Source organism: Demequina sp. TMPB413 (genome assembly GCF_020447105.2).
In the GTDB taxonomy this organism is placed as follows: domain Bacteria; phylum Actinomycetota; class Actinomycetes; order Actinomycetales; family Demequinaceae; genus Demequina.
Genome location: NZ_CP096184.1, coordinates 2,234,255 through 2,255,899, shown reverse-complemented (window position 1 = coordinate 2,255,899; position 21,645 = coordinate 2,234,255). Strand labels below are relative to the sequence as shown.

33 protein-coding genes are annotated in these 21,645 nt (G+C 66.7%); 32 read left to right on the top strand and 1 reads right to left on the bottom strand.

Annotation, left to right across the window (positions count from 1 at the left end):
- Position 1 precedes the first annotated feature (1 nt).
- Positions 2 to 919 carry a hypothetical protein gene (locus LGT36_RS10835; RefSeq protein ID WP_248642073.1) on the bottom strand — a complete coding sequence of 306 codons (918 nt, stop codon included), beginning with the start codon at positions 917 to 919 and terminating at the stop codon, positions 2 to 4.
- A gap of 71 nt (positions 920 to 990) precedes the next feature.
- Between LGT36_RS10835 and LGT36_RS10830 the strand changes: the two genes are divergently transcribed.
- The 32 genes from LGT36_RS10830 to LGT36_RS10680 all read left to right on the top strand — a co-directional run bounded on the left by LGT36_RS10830 (position 991) and on the right by LGT36_RS10680 (position 21,635).
- Positions 991 to 1,230, top strand: coding sequence for a hypothetical protein (locus LGT36_RS10830; RefSeq protein WP_226095954.1), 240 nt, complete (start codon positions 991 to 993; stop codon positions 1,228 to 1,230).
- Between the two features lie 268 nt (positions 1,231 to 1,498).
- Positions 1,499 to 1,630 carry a hypothetical protein gene (locus LGT36_RS14160; RefSeq protein WP_255633401.1) on the top strand — a complete coding sequence of 44 codons (132 nt, stop codon included), beginning with the start codon at positions 1,499 to 1,501 and terminating at the stop codon, positions 1,628 to 1,630.
- Complete coding sequence (locus LGT36_RS10825) at positions 1,627 to 2,001, top strand: hypothetical protein (protein ID WP_226095953.1); 375 nt, start codon at positions 1,627 to 1,629, stop codon at positions 1,999 to 2,001. The genes LGT36_RS14160 and LGT36_RS10825 overlap by 4 nt, the downstream gene beginning before the upstream one ends.
- Positions 2,001 to 2,402: a hypothetical protein gene (locus LGT36_RS10820; protein WP_226095952.1), complete on the top strand. Its 402-nt coding sequence runs from the start codon at positions 2,001 to 2,003 to the stop codon at positions 2,400 to 2,402. The genes LGT36_RS10825 and LGT36_RS10820 overlap by 1 nt, the downstream gene beginning before the upstream one ends.
- Complete coding sequence (locus LGT36_RS10815; protein WP_226095950.1) at positions 2,395 to 2,676, top strand: hypothetical protein; 282 nt, start codon at positions 2,395 to 2,397, stop codon at positions 2,674 to 2,676. Before LGT36_RS10820 ends, LGT36_RS10815 begins: the two co-directional genes overlap by 8 nt.
- A 37-nt stretch (positions 2,677 to 2,713) precedes the next feature.
- Positions 2,714 to 4,279, top strand: a complete 1,566-nt coding sequence (locus tag LGT36_RS10810; protein WP_226095949.1) for a ParB/RepB/Spo0J family partition protein — start codon at positions 2,714 to 2,716, stop codon at positions 4,277 to 4,279.
- A gap of 211 nt (positions 4,280 to 4,490) precedes the next feature.
- Positions 4,491 to 4,703 (top strand): hypothetical protein, encoded by a 213-nt coding sequence (locus tag LGT36_RS10805; RefSeq protein ID WP_226095948.1) that lies wholly within the window; start codon positions 4,491 to 4,493, stop codon positions 4,701 to 4,703.
- A 26-nt stretch (positions 4,704 to 4,729) separates the two neighbouring features.
- Positions 4,730 to 5,356 carry a hypothetical protein gene (locus LGT36_RS10800; RefSeq protein WP_226095947.1) on the top strand — a complete coding sequence of 209 codons (627 nt, stop codon included), beginning with the start codon at positions 4,730 to 4,732 and terminating at the stop codon, positions 5,354 to 5,356.
- On the top strand, positions 5,353 to 5,739 hold the full coding sequence (locus tag LGT36_RS10795; protein ID WP_226095941.1) for a WhiB family transcriptional regulator: 387 nt from the start codon (positions 5,353 to 5,355) through the stop codon (positions 5,737 to 5,739). Before LGT36_RS10800 ends, LGT36_RS10795 begins: the two co-directional genes overlap by 4 nt.
- Positions 5,736 to 6,668 carry a hypothetical protein gene (locus LGT36_RS10790; RefSeq protein ID WP_226095940.1) on the top strand — a complete coding sequence of 311 codons (933 nt, stop codon included), beginning with the start codon at positions 5,736 to 5,738 and terminating at the stop codon, positions 6,666 to 6,668. Before LGT36_RS10795 ends, LGT36_RS10790 begins: the two co-directional genes overlap by 4 nt.
- Positions 6,665 to 7,207 (top strand): hypothetical protein, encoded by a 543-nt coding sequence (locus LGT36_RS10785; protein ID WP_226095939.1) that lies wholly within the window; start codon positions 6,665 to 6,667, stop codon positions 7,205 to 7,207. Before LGT36_RS10790 ends, LGT36_RS10785 begins: the two co-directional genes overlap by 4 nt.
- A complete protein-coding gene (locus LGT36_RS10780) occupies positions 7,204 to 8,085 on the top strand; it encodes a DNA adenine methylase (protein ID WP_226095937.1) in 882 nt (293 codons plus the stop codon). The genes LGT36_RS10785 and LGT36_RS10780 overlap by 4 nt, the downstream gene beginning before the upstream one ends.
- Entirely contained in the window at positions 8,082 to 8,408 is a 327-nt protein-coding gene (locus LGT36_RS10775; RefSeq protein WP_226095936.1) for a hypothetical protein, read from the top strand. Before LGT36_RS10780 ends, LGT36_RS10775 begins: the two co-directional genes overlap by 4 nt.
- The gene (locus tag LGT36_RS10770; RefSeq protein WP_226264675.1) at positions 8,405 to 8,926 is read left to right on the top strand and encodes a hypothetical protein; all 522 of its coding nucleotides are present in this window, start codon (positions 8,405 to 8,407) and stop codon (positions 8,924 to 8,926) included. Before LGT36_RS10775 ends, LGT36_RS10770 begins: the two co-directional genes overlap by 4 nt.
- Positions 8,923 to 9,393 (top strand): hypothetical protein, encoded by a 471-nt coding sequence (locus LGT36_RS10765; protein ID WP_226094658.1) that lies wholly within the window; start codon positions 8,923 to 8,925, stop codon positions 9,391 to 9,393. The genes LGT36_RS10770 and LGT36_RS10765 overlap by 4 nt, the downstream gene beginning before the upstream one ends.
- A complete protein-coding gene (locus LGT36_RS10760; protein ID WP_226094657.1) occupies positions 9,393 to 9,797 on the top strand; it encodes a hypothetical protein in 405 nt (134 codons plus the stop codon). The genes LGT36_RS10765 and LGT36_RS10760 overlap by 1 nt, the downstream gene beginning before the upstream one ends.
- Positions 9,798 to 9,805: 8 nt before the next feature.
- Entirely contained in the window at positions 9,806 to 10,174 is a 369-nt protein-coding gene (locus LGT36_RS10755) for a hypothetical protein (RefSeq protein ID WP_226094656.1), read from the top strand.
- Positions 10,175 to 10,210: 36 nt separating this feature from the next.
- Positions 10,211 to 11,380 (top strand): hypothetical protein, encoded by a 1,170-nt coding sequence (locus LGT36_RS10750; protein WP_226264674.1) that lies wholly within the window; start codon positions 10,211 to 10,213, stop codon positions 11,378 to 11,380.
- Positions 11,304 to 11,963 carry a hypothetical protein gene (locus tag LGT36_RS10745; protein ID WP_226096398.1) on the top strand — a complete coding sequence of 220 codons (660 nt, stop codon included), beginning with the start codon at positions 11,304 to 11,306 and terminating at the stop codon, positions 11,961 to 11,963. Before LGT36_RS10750 ends, LGT36_RS10745 begins: the two co-directional genes overlap by 77 nt.
- Positions 11,960 to 12,160: a hypothetical protein gene (locus LGT36_RS10740; RefSeq protein ID WP_226096397.1), complete on the top strand. Its 201-nt coding sequence runs from the start codon at positions 11,960 to 11,962 to the stop codon at positions 12,158 to 12,160. Before LGT36_RS10745 ends, LGT36_RS10740 begins: the two co-directional genes overlap by 4 nt.
- A 186-nt stretch (positions 12,161 to 12,346) precedes the next feature.
- Positions 12,347 to 12,670 carry an HNH endonuclease gene (locus LGT36_RS10735; RefSeq protein WP_226096400.1) on the top strand — a complete coding sequence of 108 codons (324 nt, stop codon included), beginning with the start codon at positions 12,347 to 12,349 and terminating at the stop codon, positions 12,668 to 12,670.
- 119 nt (positions 12,671 to 12,789) lie between these two features.
- Positions 12,790 to 13,323: a hypothetical protein gene (locus tag LGT36_RS10730; RefSeq protein ID WP_226096396.1), complete on the top strand. Its 534-nt coding sequence runs from the start codon at positions 12,790 to 12,792 to the stop codon at positions 13,321 to 13,323.
- Positions 13,313 to 14,791 carry a hypothetical protein gene (locus LGT36_RS10725; protein ID WP_226096395.1) on the top strand — a complete coding sequence of 493 codons (1,479 nt, stop codon included), beginning with the start codon at positions 13,313 to 13,315 and terminating at the stop codon, positions 14,789 to 14,791. Before LGT36_RS10730 ends, LGT36_RS10725 begins: the two co-directional genes overlap by 11 nt.
- Before the next feature lie 9 nt (positions 14,792 to 14,800).
- On the top strand, positions 14,801 to 14,941 hold the full coding sequence (locus tag LGT36_RS10720; RefSeq protein ID WP_226096394.1) for a hypothetical protein: 141 nt from the start codon (positions 14,801 to 14,803) through the stop codon (positions 14,939 to 14,941).
- 2 nt (positions 14,942 to 14,943) lie between these two features.
- Positions 14,944 to 16,233 carry a phage portal protein gene (locus LGT36_RS10715; protein WP_226096399.1) on the top strand — a complete coding sequence of 430 codons (1,290 nt, stop codon included), beginning with the start codon at positions 14,944 to 14,946 and terminating at the stop codon, positions 16,231 to 16,233.
- Positions 16,230 to 16,967, top strand: a complete 738-nt coding sequence (locus tag LGT36_RS10710) for an HK97 family phage prohead protease (RefSeq protein ID WP_226096393.1) — start codon at positions 16,230 to 16,232, stop codon at positions 16,965 to 16,967. The genes LGT36_RS10715 and LGT36_RS10710 overlap by 4 nt, the downstream gene beginning before the upstream one ends.
- 99 nt (positions 16,968 to 17,066) lie before the next feature.
- The gene (locus tag LGT36_RS10705) at positions 17,067 to 18,467 is read left to right on the top strand and encodes a hypothetical protein (RefSeq protein ID WP_226096392.1); all 1,401 of its coding nucleotides are present in this window, start codon (positions 17,067 to 17,069) and stop codon (positions 18,465 to 18,467) included.
- Positions 18,468 to 18,542: 75 nt separating this feature from the next.
- Positions 18,543 to 18,890 (top strand): hypothetical protein, encoded by a 348-nt coding sequence (locus tag LGT36_RS10700; RefSeq protein WP_226096391.1) that lies wholly within the window; start codon positions 18,543 to 18,545, stop codon positions 18,888 to 18,890.
- Between the two features lie 10 nt (positions 18,891 to 18,900).
- The gene (locus LGT36_RS10695) at positions 18,901 to 19,683 is read left to right on the top strand and encodes a hypothetical protein (RefSeq protein ID WP_226096390.1); all 783 of its coding nucleotides are present in this window, start codon (positions 18,901 to 18,903) and stop codon (positions 19,681 to 19,683) included.
- Positions 19,680 to 20,174 carry a hypothetical protein gene (locus LGT36_RS10690; protein ID WP_226096389.1) on the top strand — a complete coding sequence of 165 codons (495 nt, stop codon included), beginning with the start codon at positions 19,680 to 19,682 and terminating at the stop codon, positions 20,172 to 20,174. The genes LGT36_RS10695 and LGT36_RS10690 overlap by 4 nt, the downstream gene beginning before the upstream one ends.
- A 9-nt stretch (positions 20,175 to 20,183) precedes the next feature.
- On the top strand, positions 20,184 to 20,603 hold the full coding sequence (locus LGT36_RS10685; protein WP_226096388.1) for a hypothetical protein: 420 nt from the start codon (positions 20,184 to 20,186) through the stop codon (positions 20,601 to 20,603).
- Between the two features lie 3 nt (positions 20,604 to 20,606).
- Positions 20,607 to 21,635, top strand: coding sequence for a phage tail tube protein (locus tag LGT36_RS10680; RefSeq protein WP_226096387.1), 1,029 nt, complete (start codon positions 20,607 to 20,609; stop codon positions 21,633 to 21,635).
- Positions 21,636 to 21,645: the final 10 nt, after the last annotated feature.

Below are 21,645 nucleotides of genomic sequence, written 5' to 3'. Positions count from 1 at the left end.
GCTACACGCCGGCGGGCTTCTGGATGGTCACGGTCCAGGCGCCGGAGTCGGTATGCGACACCCGAACGGGTGCTCCGAGTGTGGCTCCCTTCTCGTTAGCGGCACGCACCTCGGCCGCCATCTCGTGGCGGCGTCCCTGCGGTGCGACGGCCACAGCCACTCCATCCAAGTGGATCACGACATGGTCGGGGCTGTGCGGATGCGCCGCGAGCTGCGCGACCGTCGTCGTGAACCTCGCACCCTCCTGGGCGTTGGCCTCAAACCACGCGGCGATCGCCGCCTGATCGACATTCTGACCTCGAATGTTGCCGATCGAGAGCAGCACGGTCGGCTCGCCAACCTTCGAGGCGAGCGGATCGGCGAACGCGTACACGCGAACGTAGCGTCTGCCGTACCGCAGCACTTGCACCGCCTCGAGAGTGAGTACCTCGCCCACGGCCAGGTCATCAAGCTGAGGGTGGAACCACTTCGTCTCGCCCTTCGCCACGAAGCCAATGTGCTCTCCCCGGTGGAAGGCGGCGATCGCGCGTGGATCCTTCTCGTTGCCAGGGTCGGCTCGCAACTCGACCGTGACCACCGACTCCTCTGCGCGCTGCTCGTTCGGGGTGAGGGAACGCTCGAGCGCCGACCCCCGGTGCCCCACGCCCACGATCTCGGTGTACTCGGGCACCGTCGCCCGCCGCTGAACCACCGCATCGGAGGGAACCTCAACCCGCGTCCGGTCGACCAGTCCCTTGCGGGGCTCCAGCGTCTCGGCGCCGCTCGCAAGGTGTCCGTCGCTGGCCTCGACCACCACGGTGTTTGCCTGCTTGGCCTTCCGCGCAGCGTCGACGCGCGCAAGGTGCGCCCGGACCTCCGCCTTGTGCGCCGCGATCTCTGCGGGCGTCGGCTCTCTACGCCGCTTCCCAAACAACCCCACGTCGAACCCCTCTCGCTGGATGCCCCTCACGCTACCGCCGCGCTCGCGGCCCGTCACCAGGAGGTGGCGTGATGCCAACTCAGACGTTCTTCGACACGCCCATGAAGTCCCGCAGTCGGCACGCCGTCCGCGACACCGAGCGCGAGCTGCGCGACGTCCGTGCCGAACTCGAAGCCGCGCTCGCGACCATCGCGACACTGTCTTCGCGTCTCGCCTATGAGAAGCGCATCGCTGACCGGGTGCGTGCCGAACGCTACACGCGCTCGCGTCCTGTAGGGACTAAGTCACCGACGTCCAGGGCGGTGGCGTGATGCTCGCCTCGTCTATGACTGCGTATTGCGATGGTCCAGGTGAGGCACTTTGCCCCGAGGAGGCGGAGGTCTCGGTCGACTCACGGTTTGCCGGAATCCCGGGTATGGAAATCGGGTACGTCGTCGCGGCCATTGAGCGCGAGGGGTGGCGTCTCACGGTCGAGCCCGCGGACGGCGACCTAACGAACATCGGCTCCTACCGCACGACCTGTCCCGCGTGCGATCGACGCCGTTACCGTGTGGTCCCTCCAGTTGCGGTGGCGACGTCATGAGGCACAGCACGGGTCGTCGCGTGGGCCGCACCTTCGGGTGGCTGGCCGTGACCGTCGTCTCTGTCCTCGCGCTGGGCGCCGGCATTCTCACCGGCGCGGCGATCGCGTTCATCGAGGGGCAGCGATGACCATGCACCGCCCCACCTACCTAGAGCTTGTGCCGCCGGCAGGAAACGTTGCGTCTGGCAACCTCCCCAGCCTGCCGGCGGCACAACCCCCACTGACCGCATGCGGTGGTGTGCAACTCCCCGAGCCCGACCCCACGACCGACATCCCCGCGTACATCGCGGCCGACGTCGCGCTGCGTCGCATGGGCTCCGCCATCGAACGCTTCCGTGACGCCGAGCGGGCTCTGCAGGACGGCATGGCCGCGCTCGCGGCGATCCCGCCGGAGGATCCGCGTCGGCACTTTGCTGAGGCGATGCTCGCGCCGTTGGTGAGGGCGTCGCGTGACGTTGAGTCGGTGCTCGACTCGATGCACCAGGTCGGGGTGCAGTGATGGTGCGGCGCTTCGGACCGAGGGCCACGGGCGGCAAGCCGTGGATCGGGCCGGTGTCTGTCGCGCCCGCTGGGGCGAGCCCGACCTCGTGCATCCTGCCGACTGAGCCCGAGCCGAGCGATGAAGAGTTCATGGCGATGCTGGCCGTCGGCGGCGTGGAGTTGAGCCCGTTCCAGCGTGACGTTGCCCGAGCCTTCATCGCGTACCGCAAGCCTGATTGGCGCCGGAACTACCACATGCGTCGTCTGGCGCGGGTGTGGCACTCGGAGGCGCGTGTGTTGTTGCGCCGGGGCATGGACGAGGTGTTGGACGACGCGACGTGGGCTGGTCTGCAGGCGGAGGCGGAGACGCTGCGCCAGTGTGCGGACCGCCTGCTCGAGGAGGTGTCGGAACGTGGCTAGGTGCAGGGGATGCAACGCAGAGATCGAGTTCGCGTACAACCCGGACACGGGTAAGCGGGTGCCGATCAACCCGCCGTCGCCGGCAGACAAGAAGGATCCGCGTGCGTCGTGGGCGATCTGGGACAACCCGGCCGGCGGGTGGTTTGCCCGCCCGATCACGGTCAAGGAGCCCTTCAACTTCCACGAGGAGCACATGGCGATCAACCACCTGTCGGTGTGCCCTCGCCCGCATGCCCGCCCGCGACGTGGACGCGATCGCGTCCGCGCCTATTAACCCGCACCACTCACCCAGCACAGAAAGGGCCTAGCCCATGGCCACCAAGCGCACACCCGTCAAAGCCGTAGACAAGACCGCGGCGTCATCGAAGGCGATGGACTCTCTCGCCGCCGGCACCACCCTGGTGCACGAGATCCCGATCGACCGGATCGACCCTCACCCGCGTAACCCGCGCCGCGACGTCGGTGAGCTCGGCGAACTGGCTGAGTCGATCCGGGCCCACGGTGTGAAGCAACCCGCCACGGTGGTGCCTCACCCGACCGACGAGGGCCGCTACCTCACGGTCGCCGGCCACCGACGTATCGCCGCGTCGCTCGTGGCTGGTCGCACCACGGTGCCCGCTCTCGTCGACGAGGACATGGACGAGACCGAGCAGCTCGAGGTGATGCTCGTCGAGAACCTGCAACGCATCGACCTGACGATCTCCGAGGAGGGCGACGGCTACCAAGGCCTCCTCGACCTCGGCGTGTCGAAGGCGACGATCGTGCGCCGCACTGGCCGGGCGAAGAACACCGTCGACACCCGCCTGCGCATCGCCGGCATGCCAGAGCCCGTGCGCCGCCACGTCGACCACCACCAACTCACGATCGAGGACGCCCTGCACTTCGCGGACTGGAAGGACGCCCACCCGGATGTGTGGCAGGACAACCTCGCGAAACTCATGAACCCGCACGTCATGGTCGACGTCGTGATGGGCGAGGCCAGGCGCGTCGTGTCGGAACGCGAGGCGCTCGAGAAGGCAAAGACGGACCTTCAGGCAGCGGGCTACAAGCTGGTCGTGACGCACGAGACGGCCGGCTACAACGACCCGCGCAGCATCGCGCGCATGGGGATCTCCCGCGACGAGCACGCTCACTGCCCCGGTGCTGAGATCCACATCACCGGAACCAGCAAGGCCTGGTGCGAGAACGCACTGTCCTGGGGAAGCCACATGTGCGCGGAACCCGAGAAGCACCACCCTGAAGCATTCGCCGGCGTGAACGTCGACCCCGACCGGCAAGCCGAGATCGACAAGCAACGCGAAGAACACGCTGCCCGTCTTGCGGAGTTTGCTGCAGCACGTGCCGCGATCGAGACCGCGAACACGGACCGCCGCCAGTGGCTGCTCCACACCCTGACCGCCCAGGGCGTCGAGACCGCACCCACATACGCCGCGCTCGCGGCGGTCGCCGTCGACGTCGCACGCGCACTGCTCCTGCGTGACGGTGACGAGCACGACACATACCTGCTGTGGGAGGCCTCGCCTTCCGATGCGCTCCCGGAGGACGCGGTACTGCCCGAGAACCACTTCGCGCTGCTGACCCTCTCCACGTTGCTGACACTGGACGGGCCTCTTGGCGGCTACCTCGGCAGCAGCCAACACGACCTGACCTTGGTCGACGTCGGCCTGGTCGTGTTGTACCTGAGGACGCTGTCAGAGCATGGTCACAAGCTGCACGACCTCGAGCAGCAGATGCTGTCCAGTGGCGTGGATCGCCTCGCGACCGAGACCACCGAGACCACCGAGAACGACGAGGACGTCGACCCTGAGGGTGACGCTGAGCTCCACGAGGATGAGCGTTTCGACGACGTCGACGATGCGGATCCGGGTGATGAGTGATGGTCAAGTGGCGAACCCCGCGCCCGGTGAGGAACGGTACGGCGGCGCTCGTTGTCCCGATCGCGGGCGTGTTGTTGGTCCTCGCGTGGATCAAGGGTCTGGCGTCATGAACGGCCCGCGACGTCGCAGCTTGGGTATCAGCCTTGACTGCCGTGATGGCCAACACCAGCCCGCGTGTTCGGTGTGTGACTGTTGGTGCCACGACGGCAATGTGGAGCAGGTCGCTGATGCGGTCACCCCATATGTGGCACGCCGTTGGTGTGCCGTCTTTGGCCTGACGGCCGTGGTGTTCACGGTGGTGGCGTTGATGTCGCCGGCAACGGAGACGAACCCCGGCCGGCCGGGCGCGCTGCTGTTCGCGGGCGTCGCCTATGTCCTGGCGTGTGGTGCCGGTTGGGTATCGCGGCAGGGCGGTGTGTGGTGATGGTGTGGTGGCGGTGGGTGTACGCCGTGGCGGTCCTGGTCGGTGTGGTGGCGCTGGTGCAGTCGAACGTCGGCGTCGGCATCGTCGCGGCGTTGCTGATGCTCGTGTCGTTGTGGATGCGGTCGACCGCGTTGGACGCGGCGCTCGAGCGGATGACTGACGACGCGGCCCGCATCCAGGGCGACCTGAACCTGGCCCGTGCCCTGTATGCGGGCGAGCGGATCCTGCACGACGCCACGAAGGCGAACCTGGAGCGAGAGAGCCTCGCGCACACGGCCACTGAGGGCACGTTGATCAAGGTCACCGCATTGTGGTCGCGGTCGATCCGTCCGACGACCGCGGTGAAGTACTCGGCCCGTCTGCTCGCGTTGAAGGGCGAGTCGGCGGCGTTGGCGTCGGCCGTGATGCTGTCGCGCGCCGCACCGAAGGACCAGGAACAGGTGACCCGGGAGCGGGTGGTCTTCGCTGAGGGTGGACCAGTCCCACGGATCACGACGCCCGCCACGAACACGCACGCCTCCGACGCCGAGCCCACCGGCCCCACACCGCAACCGTCTCCCTGGTCGCTGGTGTCCGCCTGGTGGTGGCTCCCCGTCGCCGGCGCCCTCGTGTTCGGGGCGGGCGTCATCGCCTGGTGGGTGAGGGCGGCATGAGGACCCTGACTGCTGACACGCAACGCTGCAAGCCGCCCGTGGAATCGCTGCCGAGAGCGTTCACCGTGCCGGCGCAACAGCTGAGCCGCGCAGAGATCGACGAGGCCCGCACCTTCTGTGGGAACTGCTCCGTCATCGCGACCTGCAGGGACTTCGCATATGTGACTCGTATGCCTGGCTTCGTCGCCGGCACCACGGAGGCCGATCGTGCCGAGGTTCTCGACAGTGCCCGCCAATACGTCGCCCAGCAACGAGCCATCGCCCATGCTGCTGGCAAACCCTTCAGCCACGCCGAACGCGACCGCGTCTTCCAAGCCGCAGTGCGTGGTGCCCACCTGTTCAAGGCCCTTGGCCCTCGTCCGGCCCCGGAGGTGACGGTGTGAGTGTCACTGATCGGCCGACGACGCCGAACGAGGCGTGCCCTCACCCGCGGGCTAAGCACTTCCATGGCACGTACCTGGCGGCGCAGCGTGACGGGTGCCGTTGTGCGCCGTGCCTGGCAGCGGTGCGCCGTCACGCGAAGCTGACCTCGTATCGGACGGCGACGGGCACGCACTCCTATGTTGATGCTGAGCCGGTGCGTGAGCATGTGCTCCGCCTTCGTGAGTCCCTCACTGTGGGGCAGATCGAGTCGCGATCGGGGATCCATCGCACGTCGATCAGGATGCTCGTCGGGGACTGGCCGGGCAAGCCCGCTTCGAAGCGTGTCACCCGCACGACCGCGTCGGCGTTGCTCGCCGTGGAAGCGGTGGCGATCGCCGATGACACGGATTGTTTGGTGCACGTTGTCGGCACCCGTCGTCGGCTGCAGGCTTTGGTTGCGTTGGGCTGGCCGGCACGGGTGCTGCAGGCCCGGCTCGGTGCGTCGTCGTCGACGGTCTCTCATCTGCTGAACCCGCGGCGCAACAAGACACGTTGGGTTCGTGCGTCGACGCGTGCTTCCGTGGTCGCCTTGTATGCGGAGCTGTCGTCCACCCCTCCACCTCCGTCGCGTCAGGCGTCGGTCGCACGTCGGCTTGCGTTCGACCGCAAGTGGGCGCCACCGGCGGCGTGGGACGAAGACGACCTCGACAACCCTGCTGCCAAGCCCGCGGGGATTCTGGCCCGTTCCTCACGGATTGACCAGAGCGTGATCGACGCCGCAGTCGCGGGCGAGACCGGCATCGCACTGTCACCCCGTGAGAAGGACGAGGTGATCCGCCTGTGCCTTGAAGCGCGTCTCAGCCTGCAGGAGACGGCGAAGCGCGCCGACCTGTCACGCCGCCGTGTCCGCGAGATCCGCGACGGCCTACACCAGGAGGTGGCGGCATGAAGATCCTGACCGTTCGCCAACCATGGGCGTGGGCCATCATGCACGGCAAGGACGTCGAGAACAGGTCCCAGAACATTGCCGGCGACTACCGCGGGCCCGTCGCGATCCACGCCGCCAAACGCGAGGTGCCAAACCGCTTCGAACGCGGCGGCGCCAGCGAGCAGATAGGCCGGATCACCGGTTGCATACCCCTCATCACCCTGCCGTCCAACCTGGGCACGATCATCGGAGTGGTCAACCTCGTCGACGTTCACGCCGGCTGGATCGAGGGCACGCCGTGCAGCCCATGGGCGCAGAGGTACGCCGACCACAACGGACTGCACCACCTGGTGCTCGAGAACCCCCGCGCGCTCGCGACCCCGATCCCCTACACGGGTGCGTTGGGTCTCCGTGACCTGCCAGCCGACGTCGACGCCCAGATCCGTGAACAGCTGCCACCGTTCTGTTCCGTGTGTGGGTGCACTGACGACCGGGCTTGCCCCCCGACCTGCAGTTGGGTGCCCGGACTGCCGCCACTGTGCTCGAGGTGTGCCGCATGACCGCGCTCGCGCCCCCGTTCCCGTACTACGGCGGCAAGCAGCGCATCGCGGAACGCATCGTTGATCTCTTCCCCCCACACGAGCACTACCTCGAGCCGTTCGCTGGTGGCCTGTCGGTGCTGTTTGCGAAGCGTCCCTCACGGATGGAGACCGTGTCCGATAAGGACCGCGCCCTGATGACGTTCTGGCGTGTGCTCCGTGACCGTCCCGACGAGCTCGCCCGCGCGTGCGCTCTGACACCGCACGCCCGTGCCGCCTACGTCGAAGCGCTCTCCCTGTACACGAGCCACCTCACGCCAACCCCGGCCCATGACCTCGAGATCGCACGACGCGTGTTCACGATCTTCGCCCAAGGTCGCGCATCAAAGACAGCGGCCACCTCGTGGCGTATGCACGTCGACCCCAGCGGATCATCCCTCAGCCTCCCCGGATACCTCCGCGCCTACGTCGCCCGCATGGCAGCGCTCGCGGAGCGCCTGCAGAACGTGACACTTGAGACACTCGACGCGGTCGAGCTGATCGACCGCTACGCACCTCACCGTGGTGTGTTGATCTACGCCGACCCGCCCTACCTGGCGTCGAGTCGAAACTCCCGCGGATACCGCAACGAGATGGGCTCAGAAGCAGAGCACACACGCCTCGCCGAGCAGTTGTGCGCAGCGAAAGCATCGGTCGTGCTGTCCGGCTACCGCTCGCCGCTCTACGACCGCCTGTACCGCGACTGGGACCGCGTAGAGATCCCATCAGGGACCGCCCAGGGCGGCGTGTACGGACCACGCACCGAAGTCGTGTGGTCCAACCGCACCATCTCGTCCCCCGACCTCCTGGAGCAACTCAAGGCCTCCCGTCCGTCCATCCGCAGAGCGTTCACGCTATGACCGCCGCGAAACCCACCGTCGACGTCGTGAAGGCCCTCCGTGGCGTGTACCCGTCGTGGGACACCATGCAACCGCGCTCGCGTCAGCTGCACGTCGCGCACGTCACTGAGCGGTGGGCTGCAGGTAAGCGTGCCTGGGTCAAGGGCCGTCCTCTCGTGAAGCGTCGCGGTGTGCCTGACCCGATCGCCCGCGAGACCCCGCTCGCCCACCCGGGCGCCCCGATCGTCGGCTATCGCGACACCTACCTCATGCCCGACGGCACGGTCGTCAACGAGGACGACCTGAAAGACCGCAAGCCAACCGCAGAGAAGGACCCGTCATGACCGAGCCGACCGAGACCACACCCGACGTCGACGCCCGTCGAGACCCACGCCACGCCATCATCACGGCCGTGCTCCGTGGACCCACACCTGCAGGCTTCGAAGCGAACCGGATCTGGGGCCGCATGGCCGTCGACGGTGGCCCCGAAGTCAACGCCTGGGCCGGCACCCCGGAAGACGTCGCAGACGACATCGTGAACGCGCTCCGCATCGCTGACGCCACGTCGGAGGGCGTCTGTCATTGGCGTCCGGGCGGCGCCGACTTTGTCACCTGTTGCGGCGTGATGCTCGACGCCCTACCAGCAGGGGACACTTGGATCCACGCGCTTCACGTCGCCGACTGCCCGAAACACGGCGGACGTCTGCGCCAGGACGTGGACGCCGAGGCCGAGGGCCTTTACTACCGCGACCGCCCCGAAGACTACGACTTCGACCCCTACTCCGGCGTGGACTCGTTCCGTGCGGGCTACCGCTTGGGCCTGCGCTCTGCAGGAGTCGCCGTGGAAGGAAACAAGTCATGAGCAACTACGCCGCTGACACATCGGTCTCGTCAGAGCGCTCGCGGGCCGAGATCGAGCGCATCCTTACGAGGTACGGCGCCGACGAGTTCGGCTACGCCACGAACCGTGAGGGCGCACGAATCCAGTTCACCGCCGGCGGCCGCGTCGTGCGCTTCACGATGCCGCTGCCCGACCGCAACGCGACCGAGTTCACCCACAGCAACCACACACCACCACGACGCCGCACGACCACTCAGGCCGAGGCCGCCTACGAGCAAGCCGTCCGGCAACGCTGGCGTGCTCTCGCCCTCATCGTGAAGGCCAAGCTCGAAGCCGTCGCCTCAGGCATCGTCACCTTCGAACAAGAGTTCCTGCCCCACATCCTCCTACCAGGCGGACAAACCGTATACGAGGCAACAGCCGCCGGCATCGAAGCCCAATACCTCACCGGAGCACCCACACCCCTCCTACAGATCGGCGGCCAGTGATGGCGGAGCCCAAAGTGGTCCTGTTCGTCGGCACCGAGCAGCAACGCCGCTACTGGATCACACAGAACGCCATCGGCAGTGACACCAAGGTCGTGCTCGCCTCCAACCCCCGCGCGCTACTCGGCATGTCCACCCCCGTCGACGTCGTCCACTCAAGCGCCTACGACCTCGTCCGAGCCGACGACGCCGCGCTCAAGCGCGCACACGCCCTGAACGAAATCTTCGGCCCAATCCGACACCCGGGACCAACAACAACCACCACCCGCATCTGCGTCAACTGCGACGGACCACACGCGCTCGCGGACTGCCCGCTCCTCGACCCGATCCCCCCGGATCTGATCGAGTGCCCGTCCTGCAAGTCCCGTATCGACCCCCGCACCATCGAGTGCGCCTGTTCCGAATAGGAGTTCCGATGACTGATCACGCTGCGCTGCCGGAAGGCATTCCCAACACGAAGACCGACACCAAGTCTTTGATCGGGTTCTACGAGCCCCGCCCTCCCAGGGTCAAGGCAGTCATGTACGACGGATCTGACGCGTCTCTGAGAGCCGTCGTGCAGATGCTGACCGACGCGGGCGTGGGCATCCACCACAATCTCTCGACCGGCGACGTGGTCATCGATCGCCACAGGTCGCCCGTGCGCGGAGGGGACGAGAACTACGTCGTCCTTCGGACGGGTAACTACGTGGTCTGTGACTACGACTGGGGTTCGATGGGTTCCAACGTCGACCTCGTCCCCGCCGAGGAGTTCAAGCGCCGCTTCATGCTCGCGCACTCCTAGGCCTGCACCCCCGACGAGAGAGGATCCCGACGACCTGTGGCTGTCAACCACTTCTACGACGAGACTGCCGGCCACCAGGTCGTGGTCGCCGCGATGGCCGAGGCCCGACCGTTGTTGCGGTCGGCGCTGCTCGGCGCGTACATCGAGCTTGTCTCCATGTCGCAGAAGGCCGCAGTTGCCGCCGTGCAGACCGGTGCGGTCGCGCATCATGTCGCCGGCATCGTCACCCGCGGTGACCTGGTCGCGATCGAGCCGTGGGAGACCGATCTTCTCGTCGACGCGTTGACCCGCTACAACTACCTCGAGCACGCCGGCACAGACCGTTACCGCCTCCGCCCACACCCGAAGCTCGCGCACTGGGAGAAGCCGGAGACGCTCGCCTGGCGGGCTGCGCAGCGCAAGGACGTGTCCGACCCCATCGTCCGCGAACTGGTGCGCCTGCGCGACGGTGACCAATGCCGCTGCTGCCACAACGTCGTCAACTGGGGTGCGAAGAAGGAGGACCCGCTCAGAGGCACCCTCGACCACGTCAACCCCCGCGTGCTCGCCAACGGCGACCCTGAGGCGCTGGCGGTCGCATGTGGTCGTTGCAACGGGATCCGATCCGATCGGGTTGACGCGAACGACTTCGCCCCGCTTCAACCACCCCCGGAGGTGCCGTACTACACGGCATCGACGGCCAAGTACTTGCGCGGACGTGGCCACAACGGCGTCCGCCCAACGGGGAAGAAGTGGCTTCTGCCCCTGATCCCCATCACCCCGCGACCCGCCCTCCCGGCGGACACCGCGCCACTGCACGACTCCGCGCCCAGCGGAACACCGCGCGCCCTTGAGCGGCCACAGGAGGCCGTCTCCGGGGATGAAACACTCTCTCCTGCTCAGCGACCCGCCCACCAGGCGGACACCGCTTCACGACCCGCGCGACCCGCCTTCCCGGCGGATACCGCGCACCCGCGCGACCCCGCAACCAGTGGGACACCGCGCACTGCAGTTCGCCCGCAATCCGATCGCAGTTCGATCGAAACTCGACAGGCGAACTCACCGCCCGACCCGCCCGATCCCCGCACAAAACGGCCTCCCAACAGGGGGGGTCTTACGAGTGGGGTAGGGAAGGGAAGGGAGGGCGACGGTGGTGGCGCAGGGCCTGGCCCGCGCCGCCGCCGTGCCCGACGTGGTGGTGTGGCTGGTGGTTCTCATGGCGGCTGAAGTGGTGGCGTTCCTGTCTGGTCGTCCTGATGCTGGTGAGGCTGCTCGCCGTGTGCGTGGTCTGGCTGAGGCTTGGGTGACGATCCGTTCGGCTGGGCCTGGTGATGGTGCTCCAGTGCGTAAGGCTCCGCAGGTTGAAGCGCCTGCGCCGGTGAGTCTCAAGGTCGTGGACGACTGTGTGCCGATCGAGCGGTTCGCGGCGAGGTATGCGGGCGTGCTGGTGCGGTGCTCGCCGTGGCAGCCGTCGAGGTATCCGAGTCCGCTCGAGTTGCTGCAGGCGATCAACGTCAACGTGTCCCGGCTGACGCAGCACGAGTCGGCGATGGTGGCGTGGCAGTTCTGGGATGACCTCGAGCAGCTGTGGTTGGACGTCGGTTGGGCTCGGCGTGAGGGTGTGATGCGCCAGCCGATCGGTGTGCAGTGCCGCGAGATCGGGTGCGATGGCGAGTACGAGATCGAGGTGCGGCCGGGCAACTCGTCGCTGTCTCCGGCAGAACGCAAGCGGGCCTTCGGAGCGAAGCGCCACACGGCGGTGTGTACCAAGAATCGGGAGCACCGTCTCGACGCGAAGGGCATGCTGTGAAGGGCTCCGACGCTGAGTCCGACACCGTGGGCACCGGGGATCTCGCGGCGTGGTTCGGGATCAGCGTTCAGGCTGTCGGCAAGAGCCTGCGCAAGGCGGGCTTGAAGCCGGAGGGTCGAGGCCCGCACGGGCAGAACATGTGGCCGCGCCTGGTGGCTCTCAACGTGCTGAATCGGCGTGTCGGTCCTCGCGTGTAGGTGGCGTGGTTTAACCTGTTGGTGCTGGGCGAGGTGCGCCCAACGTGCAGGCCCTGGTCATTTGATCGGGGCCTTTGTCATGCCCGGTGGGGATCGGGTGGCCACCTCATGGGCGCTCAGCTCGCCGCCTCCGGGGCTCGTCAGCGTGCGGGCAGTCGGGCCCCGGAGGCTCCAGCGGAGGTGACGATGCCCGCCGCCCGCAAGTCGCAGGAGTACCTGCGCAACCACGACATCGTGCTGGCGTCCCGGCCACCGTGTGCCCTGTGCGGCAAGCGGATGCTCTTCAAGGAGGACTTCGACCCGTCACATGACCGGTGGTGGTTGCACCCGATGGCCGCGACCGTCGACCACATCGTGCTGGTCGCTGATGGTGGCAACGACGCACTGTCGAACCTGAGGCCGGCGCACCGCTCGTGCAACTCGAAGCGCAATCGGCGCCACCACCACGTGGTCAAGCCTCTTCGTGAGCGGCTGTTCGGTCGACCACGGTTGAACGCTCTCGACGGGTGACGCTCCACTGTGGGCCCGCGTTTTTAGGGATTCCTTACCCCATGAGGATCGCCCAATGTTCATTTTTATCTCTGAGCACAAAACCCCTGGTAACCGGATTACACGTGATCGGAGGAGCCATGCCGAAGCGCGCCGCCAAGCCCTCCGAGCCTGTCCCTCACGTCCGTCCCCGCCACGAGGTTCTCGGTGTCGAGCCTGGCTTGCCTGGGTACCGGCGCGGATGCAAGTGCACCCCGTGTCGCACCGCGAACCGCGATCGCATGCGCGCCTGGCGTGCTTCCAAGAAGGCCGACGAGGGCTTGCCTGCTGAGGTCCCCGTCCCGCCTAGTGACACGAAGCCTGCCGAGTTGATCCTGCTCAAGGACCTGCCGAAGGGCGACATCTTCAACGCCCTGGTGGAGGAGCTGCCGGCGGCGGACGGCGCGTACATCTTCCAGCGCACGGTCTCCGCGATGGTCAGGCAGGCTGCCCTTCTGCTCGACAACGCCGACAAGATCGATCGTCTGGACCTGATCTCCACGATGCAGATCCGCATCCTTGACGGCCTGAAGCGTCTCGAGCCGCCGCGTAGCCCCAACCACTTGGGCGAGTCGGGACCCACGGTGGAGCAGATTCTTGCTGCCATTCAGGGCGACTCTCAGGATGGCGACTAAGGGGCTGTACCTGCCGGCACCGCAGTGGGGCACTCCGCGCAACCCGCAGCGCGAGACGCTTGGCCCGCAGGTTGCTCGAGTCGCCAAGTTGCTCGGCTGGAATCTCATGCCGTGGCAGCGCCTGGTGCTCGACGTCGGGTGTGAGCTCGACCCCGCCACGGGATCGTTCTGGTACCGCGACGTGCGTTGCCTGGTGCCACGCCAGTCAGGCAAGACCACGATCATGGTGTCGAAGTCCACACACCGTGCACTGACGGACCCGCGCTCGCGGATCCTGTACACGGCGCAGGATCGCAACAAGGCGCTCGAGCGGCTCGAGGAGAACTTCTACGCGGTGCTGCTCGAGCGGCTCCGCCCGGTTCTTGAGCCTGGGGCGAACCGTCACAAGCCCGGATGGGTGGCCCGTACTGGTTCGGAGCGCATCAAGTTCGCAACGCACTCCACGATCCTGATCGACGCGATCAAGAAGTCGTCGTCGCATGGTGGGACTAACCAGGAGTGGCACGCGGACGAGTTGTTCGCTCACAAGGACGCTCAGGCGGCACAGAACATTCGACCGACGATGATCACGGTGCCGAGTGCACAGATTTGGTCCTTCTCCGCTGCCGGAGACAAGGTCACCTCGAAGTACTTGTGGGAGTTGGTCGAAGACGGTCGCGCGATCATCGAGGCGAGTGCCGAGGGTCGCATCGCGTACTTCGAGTGGTCCGACAAGGACCCAGAGGCAGACCGTGAGGACTCACGACGCTGGTACGAGTTCATGCCGGCACTGGGTCACACGATCCGCGAAGAAGACATCCGCGCAGAGCTCGACGCGAACCGAAGCAATCTCGACGAGTTCGACAGGCCATACCGCGGCATCTGGACTGGAGTGCTCAAGGCCGATCCGGTCATTCCCGTGCTCGCGTACAAAGAGTGCAAGTGGACCGCGCCGTCATCACCGATCGACTTCGAGGCGGCACCCATGTGGTCCGTGGACATCGCACCTGATCACGAGTACTCCTCGATTGCCGTCGCTGGCAAGGCGGTGGATCCTGCGCGTCACATTGCATGGTCCCTGGTCGACCACGAACTCGGCACGGGCTGGGTGGTAGACCGCATGCGGGATCTGCGCGACGAGTTCGGCGGCGACAGAGTGGTGCTCGCCGGCAATGGTGCGGCCATGTCGCTCAAGCGAGCTCTGGAGGACGAGGACTTCGAGGTCGTGGTGCTGGGTCAACGCGACATCGCCGCAGCGTGCGGCGCTCTGTTCGCCGACGTCGTCAACCGCAAGGCGTGGTTTCTCGACGACGACGATCTGAATGAGGCGTTCGCCGGGGTAGCCAAGCGCAACTCCGGCAACGCGTGGATCTGGTTCCGAGGCAAGGCCATGGGCGACATCTCGCCCTGCTACGCCGTCACGCTGGCCCGCTACCAGTGGCTCGAGGACCCGCCGAGCAGCCAGAGCGTCGTCGACACCGTCAACTAGGAGATCCCCATGCGCATCAACGTCGGAACTGTCATTGGCTTCGTCGGCTTCGCCGCGATCGCCACCGGCATGTGGCTCATCGCTCCCGCACTGGGGCTCATCGTCAGCGGCGCGATCGCGATGTACGTCGCCTATCAGATGGGTGGTTGATCGTGGGCTTTCTGTTCCCTCAGCGCCGCATCAGTCTCACCGACGCCGGCGTTCCGTCACGACGCGGGATGGGCTCCGGTAGTCGGGTCTCCACCAACGACGCGATGCGGATCTCGGCCTTGTGGGCGGCCACGATGCTGCGTGCAGGCCTCGAGTCAACGTTGCCAATCGACTGCTTCACCCGCTACACGGGCAGCGATCGCATGACGCCCGTCAGCACGCCGGACGTTCTGGTCACCCCGGACACGTGGGCTGAGGGTCAGCCGATGGACATCACCGAATGGATGCACTCGACCCGCTTGGACCTTGACCGGTTCGGCAACGACTTCGGCGTCATCACGTCGAAAGATGGTGCAGGTCTGCCGCGCGAGATCCACCTCGTCTCTGCCTCCGACGTGACGGTGAAGGGCAAGGGCTCCCGCGTCACGAAGTACCGCATCGACAACACCGACTATGAGCCTGCCGAGATCTGGCACGAGCGCCAATACACGGAGGCGGGCTCCCCGATCGGGCTGTCGCCGATCGCGATGGCGGCCCGGACGCTCAGCGCCCACACCTCCGCGTTGCAATTTGCGCTGGACTGGTTCGAGCGTGGCGCAACGCCCAGCATGGTGTTGCGCAACAACGCCAGAGACTTCAACGCGCGTGAGGCCTCGCTCGTGCAGCGCCGGGTCGCGGCGTCGATGTCGAATGGGGAGCCTGCAGCTATCGGCAAGAGCTGGGAGATCGACATTCAGAGCGCTCGCGCCAAGGACGTCGGGTTCCTGGCGTTGATGGATCACCAGACGGTGGACATCTCCCGCTTCTTTGGCGTGCCGGCGGACCTCATCGACGCGGCCGTGTCTGGCCAGTCGATCACCTACGCCAACATCAGCGAACGCAACCTGCAGTTCCTCATCATGAACTTCGGCCCCGCGGTCACAAGGCGCGAGAAGGCACTGTCTCGACTGGTCCCTGGCCGTGGCTTCGTGAAGCTCAACACCGAGGGTCTGCTCCGCATGGATCCCGACAAGCGCCGGCGTCTCCTCATCGATGAGTACTTGGCGGGTCTCAAGTCCAAGGACGAGGCACGCGGGCTCGAGAACATGGGGCCGCTGCTCGAGGACGAGTCGGGGATCGACGAGGCCGAGCGCGCCACGGCGGTCGCACGGCTCCTGCAGATGGGCTACCTGGCAAAGGTCAACGACGTCATCTCCAAGAAGGAATTGCGCAAGCTCGCGAACCGGGCGGGCGCCGACCTCGACCTCTCCGAGCCGTCCACGTCCACGTCACCAACTGAAGGAGCGTCATGACCACGCTGTTGCAGGCGCGCCGCGCCACGGCCGCCACTGAGCGCGCCGCGAAGACTCGGATGCTGGCGGACCGCCCATCGCACCGTCGGTGTGCGGAGGGCCTTGCGTCGGGTGCGCGGGTTGCCGCGCGTGTGTCGGAGTTCCGGGTCTCCGAGCCGTCGACGTCCGGGATCGTTCGATTCGACGGCTATGCGTCGGTCACGGAGAAGCCCTACGAGATGTGGGACTGGTACGGCCCCTACGACGAGGTGGTGCGTGCAGGCGCGTTCCGGCAGACTCTCCTGCAGTCGGACCTCGACGTGCCGTTCGTCATCGTGCACGACCAGATCCGCCGGATCGCCCGGACGATCATGGGCACGTTGCACCTCGAGGAGACCGAGCACGGTCTGCACGTCGGCGCGGACCTGGACACCCGGGACTCGGACGTGGCGTACATCGTGCCGAAGTTGATCCCGAACGACACGGGTCACAGCCTGGTCGACGAGATGTCGTTCTCGTTCCGCATCATCAAGGGCCTCTGGGCGCCGGACTACATGCAGTACGACATCGAGCAGGTGGATCTGCACCGCGGTGACGTTGCGATCGTCGGCTACGGCGCCAACCCCTACACCGCGGGCTCCGGCCTTGCTGACGACCTGCCGGAGCCCCCGACGCAGCTCGCCGCCACTGCCCCCTCAAAGCGTGGTGTCGACCTCATCAGTGAGGACGACATCGCTCCGCGCCGTTTCCACTAGGCGCACCCCGTAAGTCCGCGCTTCCGCGCCGCCGCGCTTCGGCCTGGCGTCCTGGCTGCCTGGCACCGACACACACTCACTCCTCCGAAAGGAACCACCATGGACCCGAAGAAGCTGCACGCAGAACTCCTGCGCAGCATCTCCGAGAAGTACAAGGAGCGTGCCACTGTCGTCGCCGAGCTCACCGAGCTCCGCGGCCAGGACACGCCTGACGATGACAAGGTTGCCGAGGCGCTCAACCGCCGCAAGGCGATCGACGCGGAACTTGGCAACATGGAGGGCCGCGCCGCGGACCTCTCTGCCGAGATCGCCGAGGACGAGCTGGCCGCGACGCGTGCCGCTGAGGTTCACAAGGGCGCTGAGTTGCCCGAAGAGCGGGAGACCTCAACCCGGGTTATCACCGAGGAGTCTCCGTACCGCGCCGACCGGGACCCCAAGGGCAAGGCGTTCATGCAGGACGTCGCGCGGTCGTTCCTGGGCGACACCGAGGCGCGCTCGCGTCTCGAGAAGTCAACCCGTCAGGTGCTCGACGCACGCAAAGACGCGGGCACCCCGGTCGCTGAGCGCATCGCCAGCACGGCGAACGTGTCGGGTTTTGCGATCCCGGAGTACCTCACCGACTTGTTCGCTCCCGAGGCGAAGGAAGGTGCGCAGCTCGCGAACAGCGACAACATGACGGTGCACGAGCTCCCTGCCACGGGCATGGTGGCGTACTTGCCGAAGGTCGCCACGGGCACCTCCGTGGACGAGCAGTCAGCAGAGGGCGCCGATGTCGACGAGACGGACTTCGACGACGAGCTCATCACCGTGCCCATCTACACGGTCGCGGGTTCGCAGTCGGTGCCGCGTCAGGTTCTCGACCGGGCGCCCGACGCATCCGACGCCATGCTTGAGGACCTCGTCCGCGAGTACTACACGGACAAGGACCGCAAGGCGATCCTCCGGGCGTCGACCGGCCTTCTGGCCGCGGGCACCGCAGTGACCTACACGGACGCCAGCCCGACGGCGATCGAGCTCTACGCCAAGATCCTGCAGGCCATCTCCGGCGTGGAAGAGGCGCTCAAGGACCAGACGGTCGACGGCGACATCCGCGTGCTCATGCGTCGCAACCGGTGGCGCTGGCTCATGAACCAGTTCATTGACACGCACCCGTTCATCTCGGGTCGCAACGTCGGGGCGCAGGGTCAGGGAGTCATCACCGGTGCGCTCAAGGGCGTGCGCGGCTACCTGCCGTCGGACGACCCGGTCGTCACGGACGGCAACCTGCCGTCGAACCTCGGCGCGGGCACCAACGAGGATCGCGTGGCGGTGTACGCCAAGAAGGAAGCCCACCTCTGGGAGGACCCTTCGGCTCCGCTCATGATTCGAGCCGAGCAGACCCAGTCGAAGAAGTTGAAGGTCGACTTCGTCGTCTACGGCTACCAGGCGACCTGCTTCGAGCGCTACGACGGCGCCGTGCAGGTCATCGGTGGTACCGGCCTGGTTCCCCCGACCTTCTAGTCGGGCTCGCGGTGGGGGCCGGGCATCCGGCCCCCACCGTCTCCACCCTCCACCGCACACGAAAGAGAGAAGAGCATGGCCAGCAACACCCGAGCGGCAGCTGCCGCCGATCGCAAGGCGTCCGCCGAGAGCGGCAAGCCCAACCCCAACCAGAAGATCATCGACGCGCTCAACATGGAGCGCCAGGGCTACGTTCGCCGCGACCTGCCGGAGCGTGTGAAGCAGGTCGACGCGCAGCTCAAGCACTACGGCGCAAAGCCGGAGACGGGAGCGACTGCAGCGGAGAAGAAGGCTGCGGCTGAGAAGGCCGCTGCCGACAAGGCTGCCGCTGAGAAGGCGGAGGCCGAGAAGAAGGCTGCTGAAGAAGGCGGCGACGGCAAGTCCGGCGACGCTGCGGATGGCAACGCCAACGAGACCAAGTAGGAGGTGAACCGTGAGCGACACTGCTAAGTACGTTGGTACCCCCGCGACAGTGTCGTGGCTCAGCCCCGCTGCTGGTGAGGCGTCGCTCACGGTCACCGGTCCCGATGGTGTGGAGTTGGATCCCGCGCCGGCGGTGACTGACAGCAGTGCGCAGCACGACGCGACGTTCACGCCGGAGTTGCCTGGACGCTACTTGCTGCATTGGTCGACCCCGGCCGACGCGTTCGTGAACATCCTGGACGTGTGGCCTTTGACGCCGCGGTTCCTGGTGTCACGCGAGCAGGCGCTGCAGCGTTTGCGCCAGGTGGACAACAGTGCCGGCACCGAGTTGGACGCGTTGATGCTGTACATCGCGGCCGCGTCTGCGGTGGTGGAGTTCCACACGGGTCCCCTGTTCACGTCGAGCGAGACGTGGACCGAGGTGAGCGCCTACGGGCAGCGGGCGGTCGTGTTGCCCAATCACGACGTGACGGTCACTGCTGTGTCGGTGGACGGTACGGCGCTCTCTGAGGGCGCCTACACGGTCGATGAGGAGCCGGGCATCGTGTGGGTGGACGTGGGTCGCGGGGCGAAGGTTTCCGTGTCTTACACGGTCGGCTCGCAGCAGGTGCCTGTGGCTGCCCAGTTGGCGTGCTTGGAGATCATGGCGCACTCGTGGCAGCAGACTCACCAGGGCGTCGTGGGCTATAACGCTGACGGTACGCAGACGGTCACGACGTCGATGGGATACGCGATCCCGAAGCGGGCTCTGGAGTGGATCCACGCAGTGCCGGGTGCAGCGGGTGTCGCATGAGCACGGCACCGAATCCCGTCGACGCGGGCGTGGCGTTTCGTGCCGCGATGTTCGAGGCAGCGCAGGATCTCTTCACTGAGCCTCACATCTACGTCACGCGGACCGTCATCGCTCGCAACGCGTCGGACATTGTGCTGATCGGGTCCCTGGACGGTGTGCTCGAGGATGCCCCAAACTCGGGTTCTCAACGCACGCAGGACTGGGATCTGTCGCTCGACGTCCACTGCTACGCGTTCCGTGCCGGCGGTGCCGACACGGAGCAGAAGGCCGACGATGACGCGTACACCGCCGCCGGCGGCTACCTGTCACGCCTCGCGGAGTATGTGCGCCGCTCAAACCCCAACGGCGACACCACCTTGGGCGACAAGGTCATGTGGTGCCGCATGGCATCTTTCAACACCATCCCCGGACGCGAGCAGGCCAACAACGGCATCGGCCGTATGTGGGAGTTCGCCGGAACATTCGTCGCGCGCTCGCGCGTCACTGGCTAGGAGGCCAACGTGGTCAACATCAGGAACGTGTCGCCAGTGGGCGACCTGGACGTGCCCCTGCTGGGGCGCCTTGTCAAGCGCGGCGAAGTGGTCGAGGTCTCGCTCGAGCACGCGCAGCGGCTGCTGCGTCAAAACGACGTGTGGCACGTGGTGGGACCCAGCGGCGATCCGTCGCAGCGTCCCTCTAACAACGCGAAGAAGGCCGTGTGGATCGCTCACGCCGAGCACCTGGGCGTTGAGGGCGCGGAGGACATGACGAAGCCTGAGCTGATGGCGGCAACGACTCCGGCCGTCGTCGACGGCGATGGCGTGCTCGGTGTCGGTGAGGACGGGATCCCCCTCCTGCACGCCGCCGGCGAGGGTGACAGCGGTGAGGCCAACGACAGCAGCGACGCCGGGTCGGACCCGTCGGAAACCAAGGGAGAGTAAGTCATGACGAACGTTCTCGACTCGTCGATCGGTATCAAGGAGGAGTCGGTGTTCGGCACTGCCGTCACCGTCGACCGTTTCCCCGAGTTCATCTCGGAGTCCATGAACTTCAAGAACACCTACGCCCAGTCTGAGGGCCGCCGCGTGGGTGCGCGCGTGAAGCGTTCTGCCGGCCGTGTGCTGGAGAAGGTTGACGCGGGCGGTCAGATCGGCCTCGAGGCGGTCACGAAGGGCCTGGGCGTGTGGCTCGAGGCGGTGCTTGGCACCAAGACCGTGACCGAGACGGCCGACACGGGTGTGTACCTGCAGGTCCATACGCCTGCCACCACGGGTCCCGCGAAGTCGTACACGATCCAGAAGGGTCTGCCTCCGGTGGGTGGCGGCGCCGTGCAGGCGTACACGTTCCCTGGCTCGGTGTGTGAGCAGATGGAGATCGACTTCGCATCGCCCATCGTGAAGCTGGCGTTGGAGTGGATCTCCCGCGAGGTGGTGACGGGCGAGGCGTATGCGTCGCCGTCCTACGTCGTCGGTGCTGAGCCCCTGACGTTCGTCGGTGGCGAGATCTACATCGGCGCCACGGTCACCAAGCCCACGGACACCACGTTGGCCACGACGGCCGATGACCCGGTGGCGTTCATCAAGGGCGGCAAGGTCACCGTGAAGAACAACCTGGACGCCGGCGGCTTCAACCTGGGTGGTGCGGGCAAGCGGACCCGCACGTCGGAGCGCGGCATGGTCGACGTGACCGGGTCGCTCGACATCGAACTGCAGGGCACCACGATGCGCGACGCGCTGCTGAACCAGACCCGCCTGTCGCTGCTGCTGAACTTCGAGCACCCGACCACGATCGGTGCCTCGTCGAAGGCGACACTGCAGGTGTACATCCCGGCGATCGTGTTCAACGACTCGCTGCCTCAGGACGGCAACAACGCCCCGATCGTGACGTCAATGAACTTCGAGGCTCTGGACCTCGTCGCCGCGTCGACGTCCCCGGTGTACGTCTGCTACCAGTCGACCGACACCGCGGTCTAGCGGGTCTGCC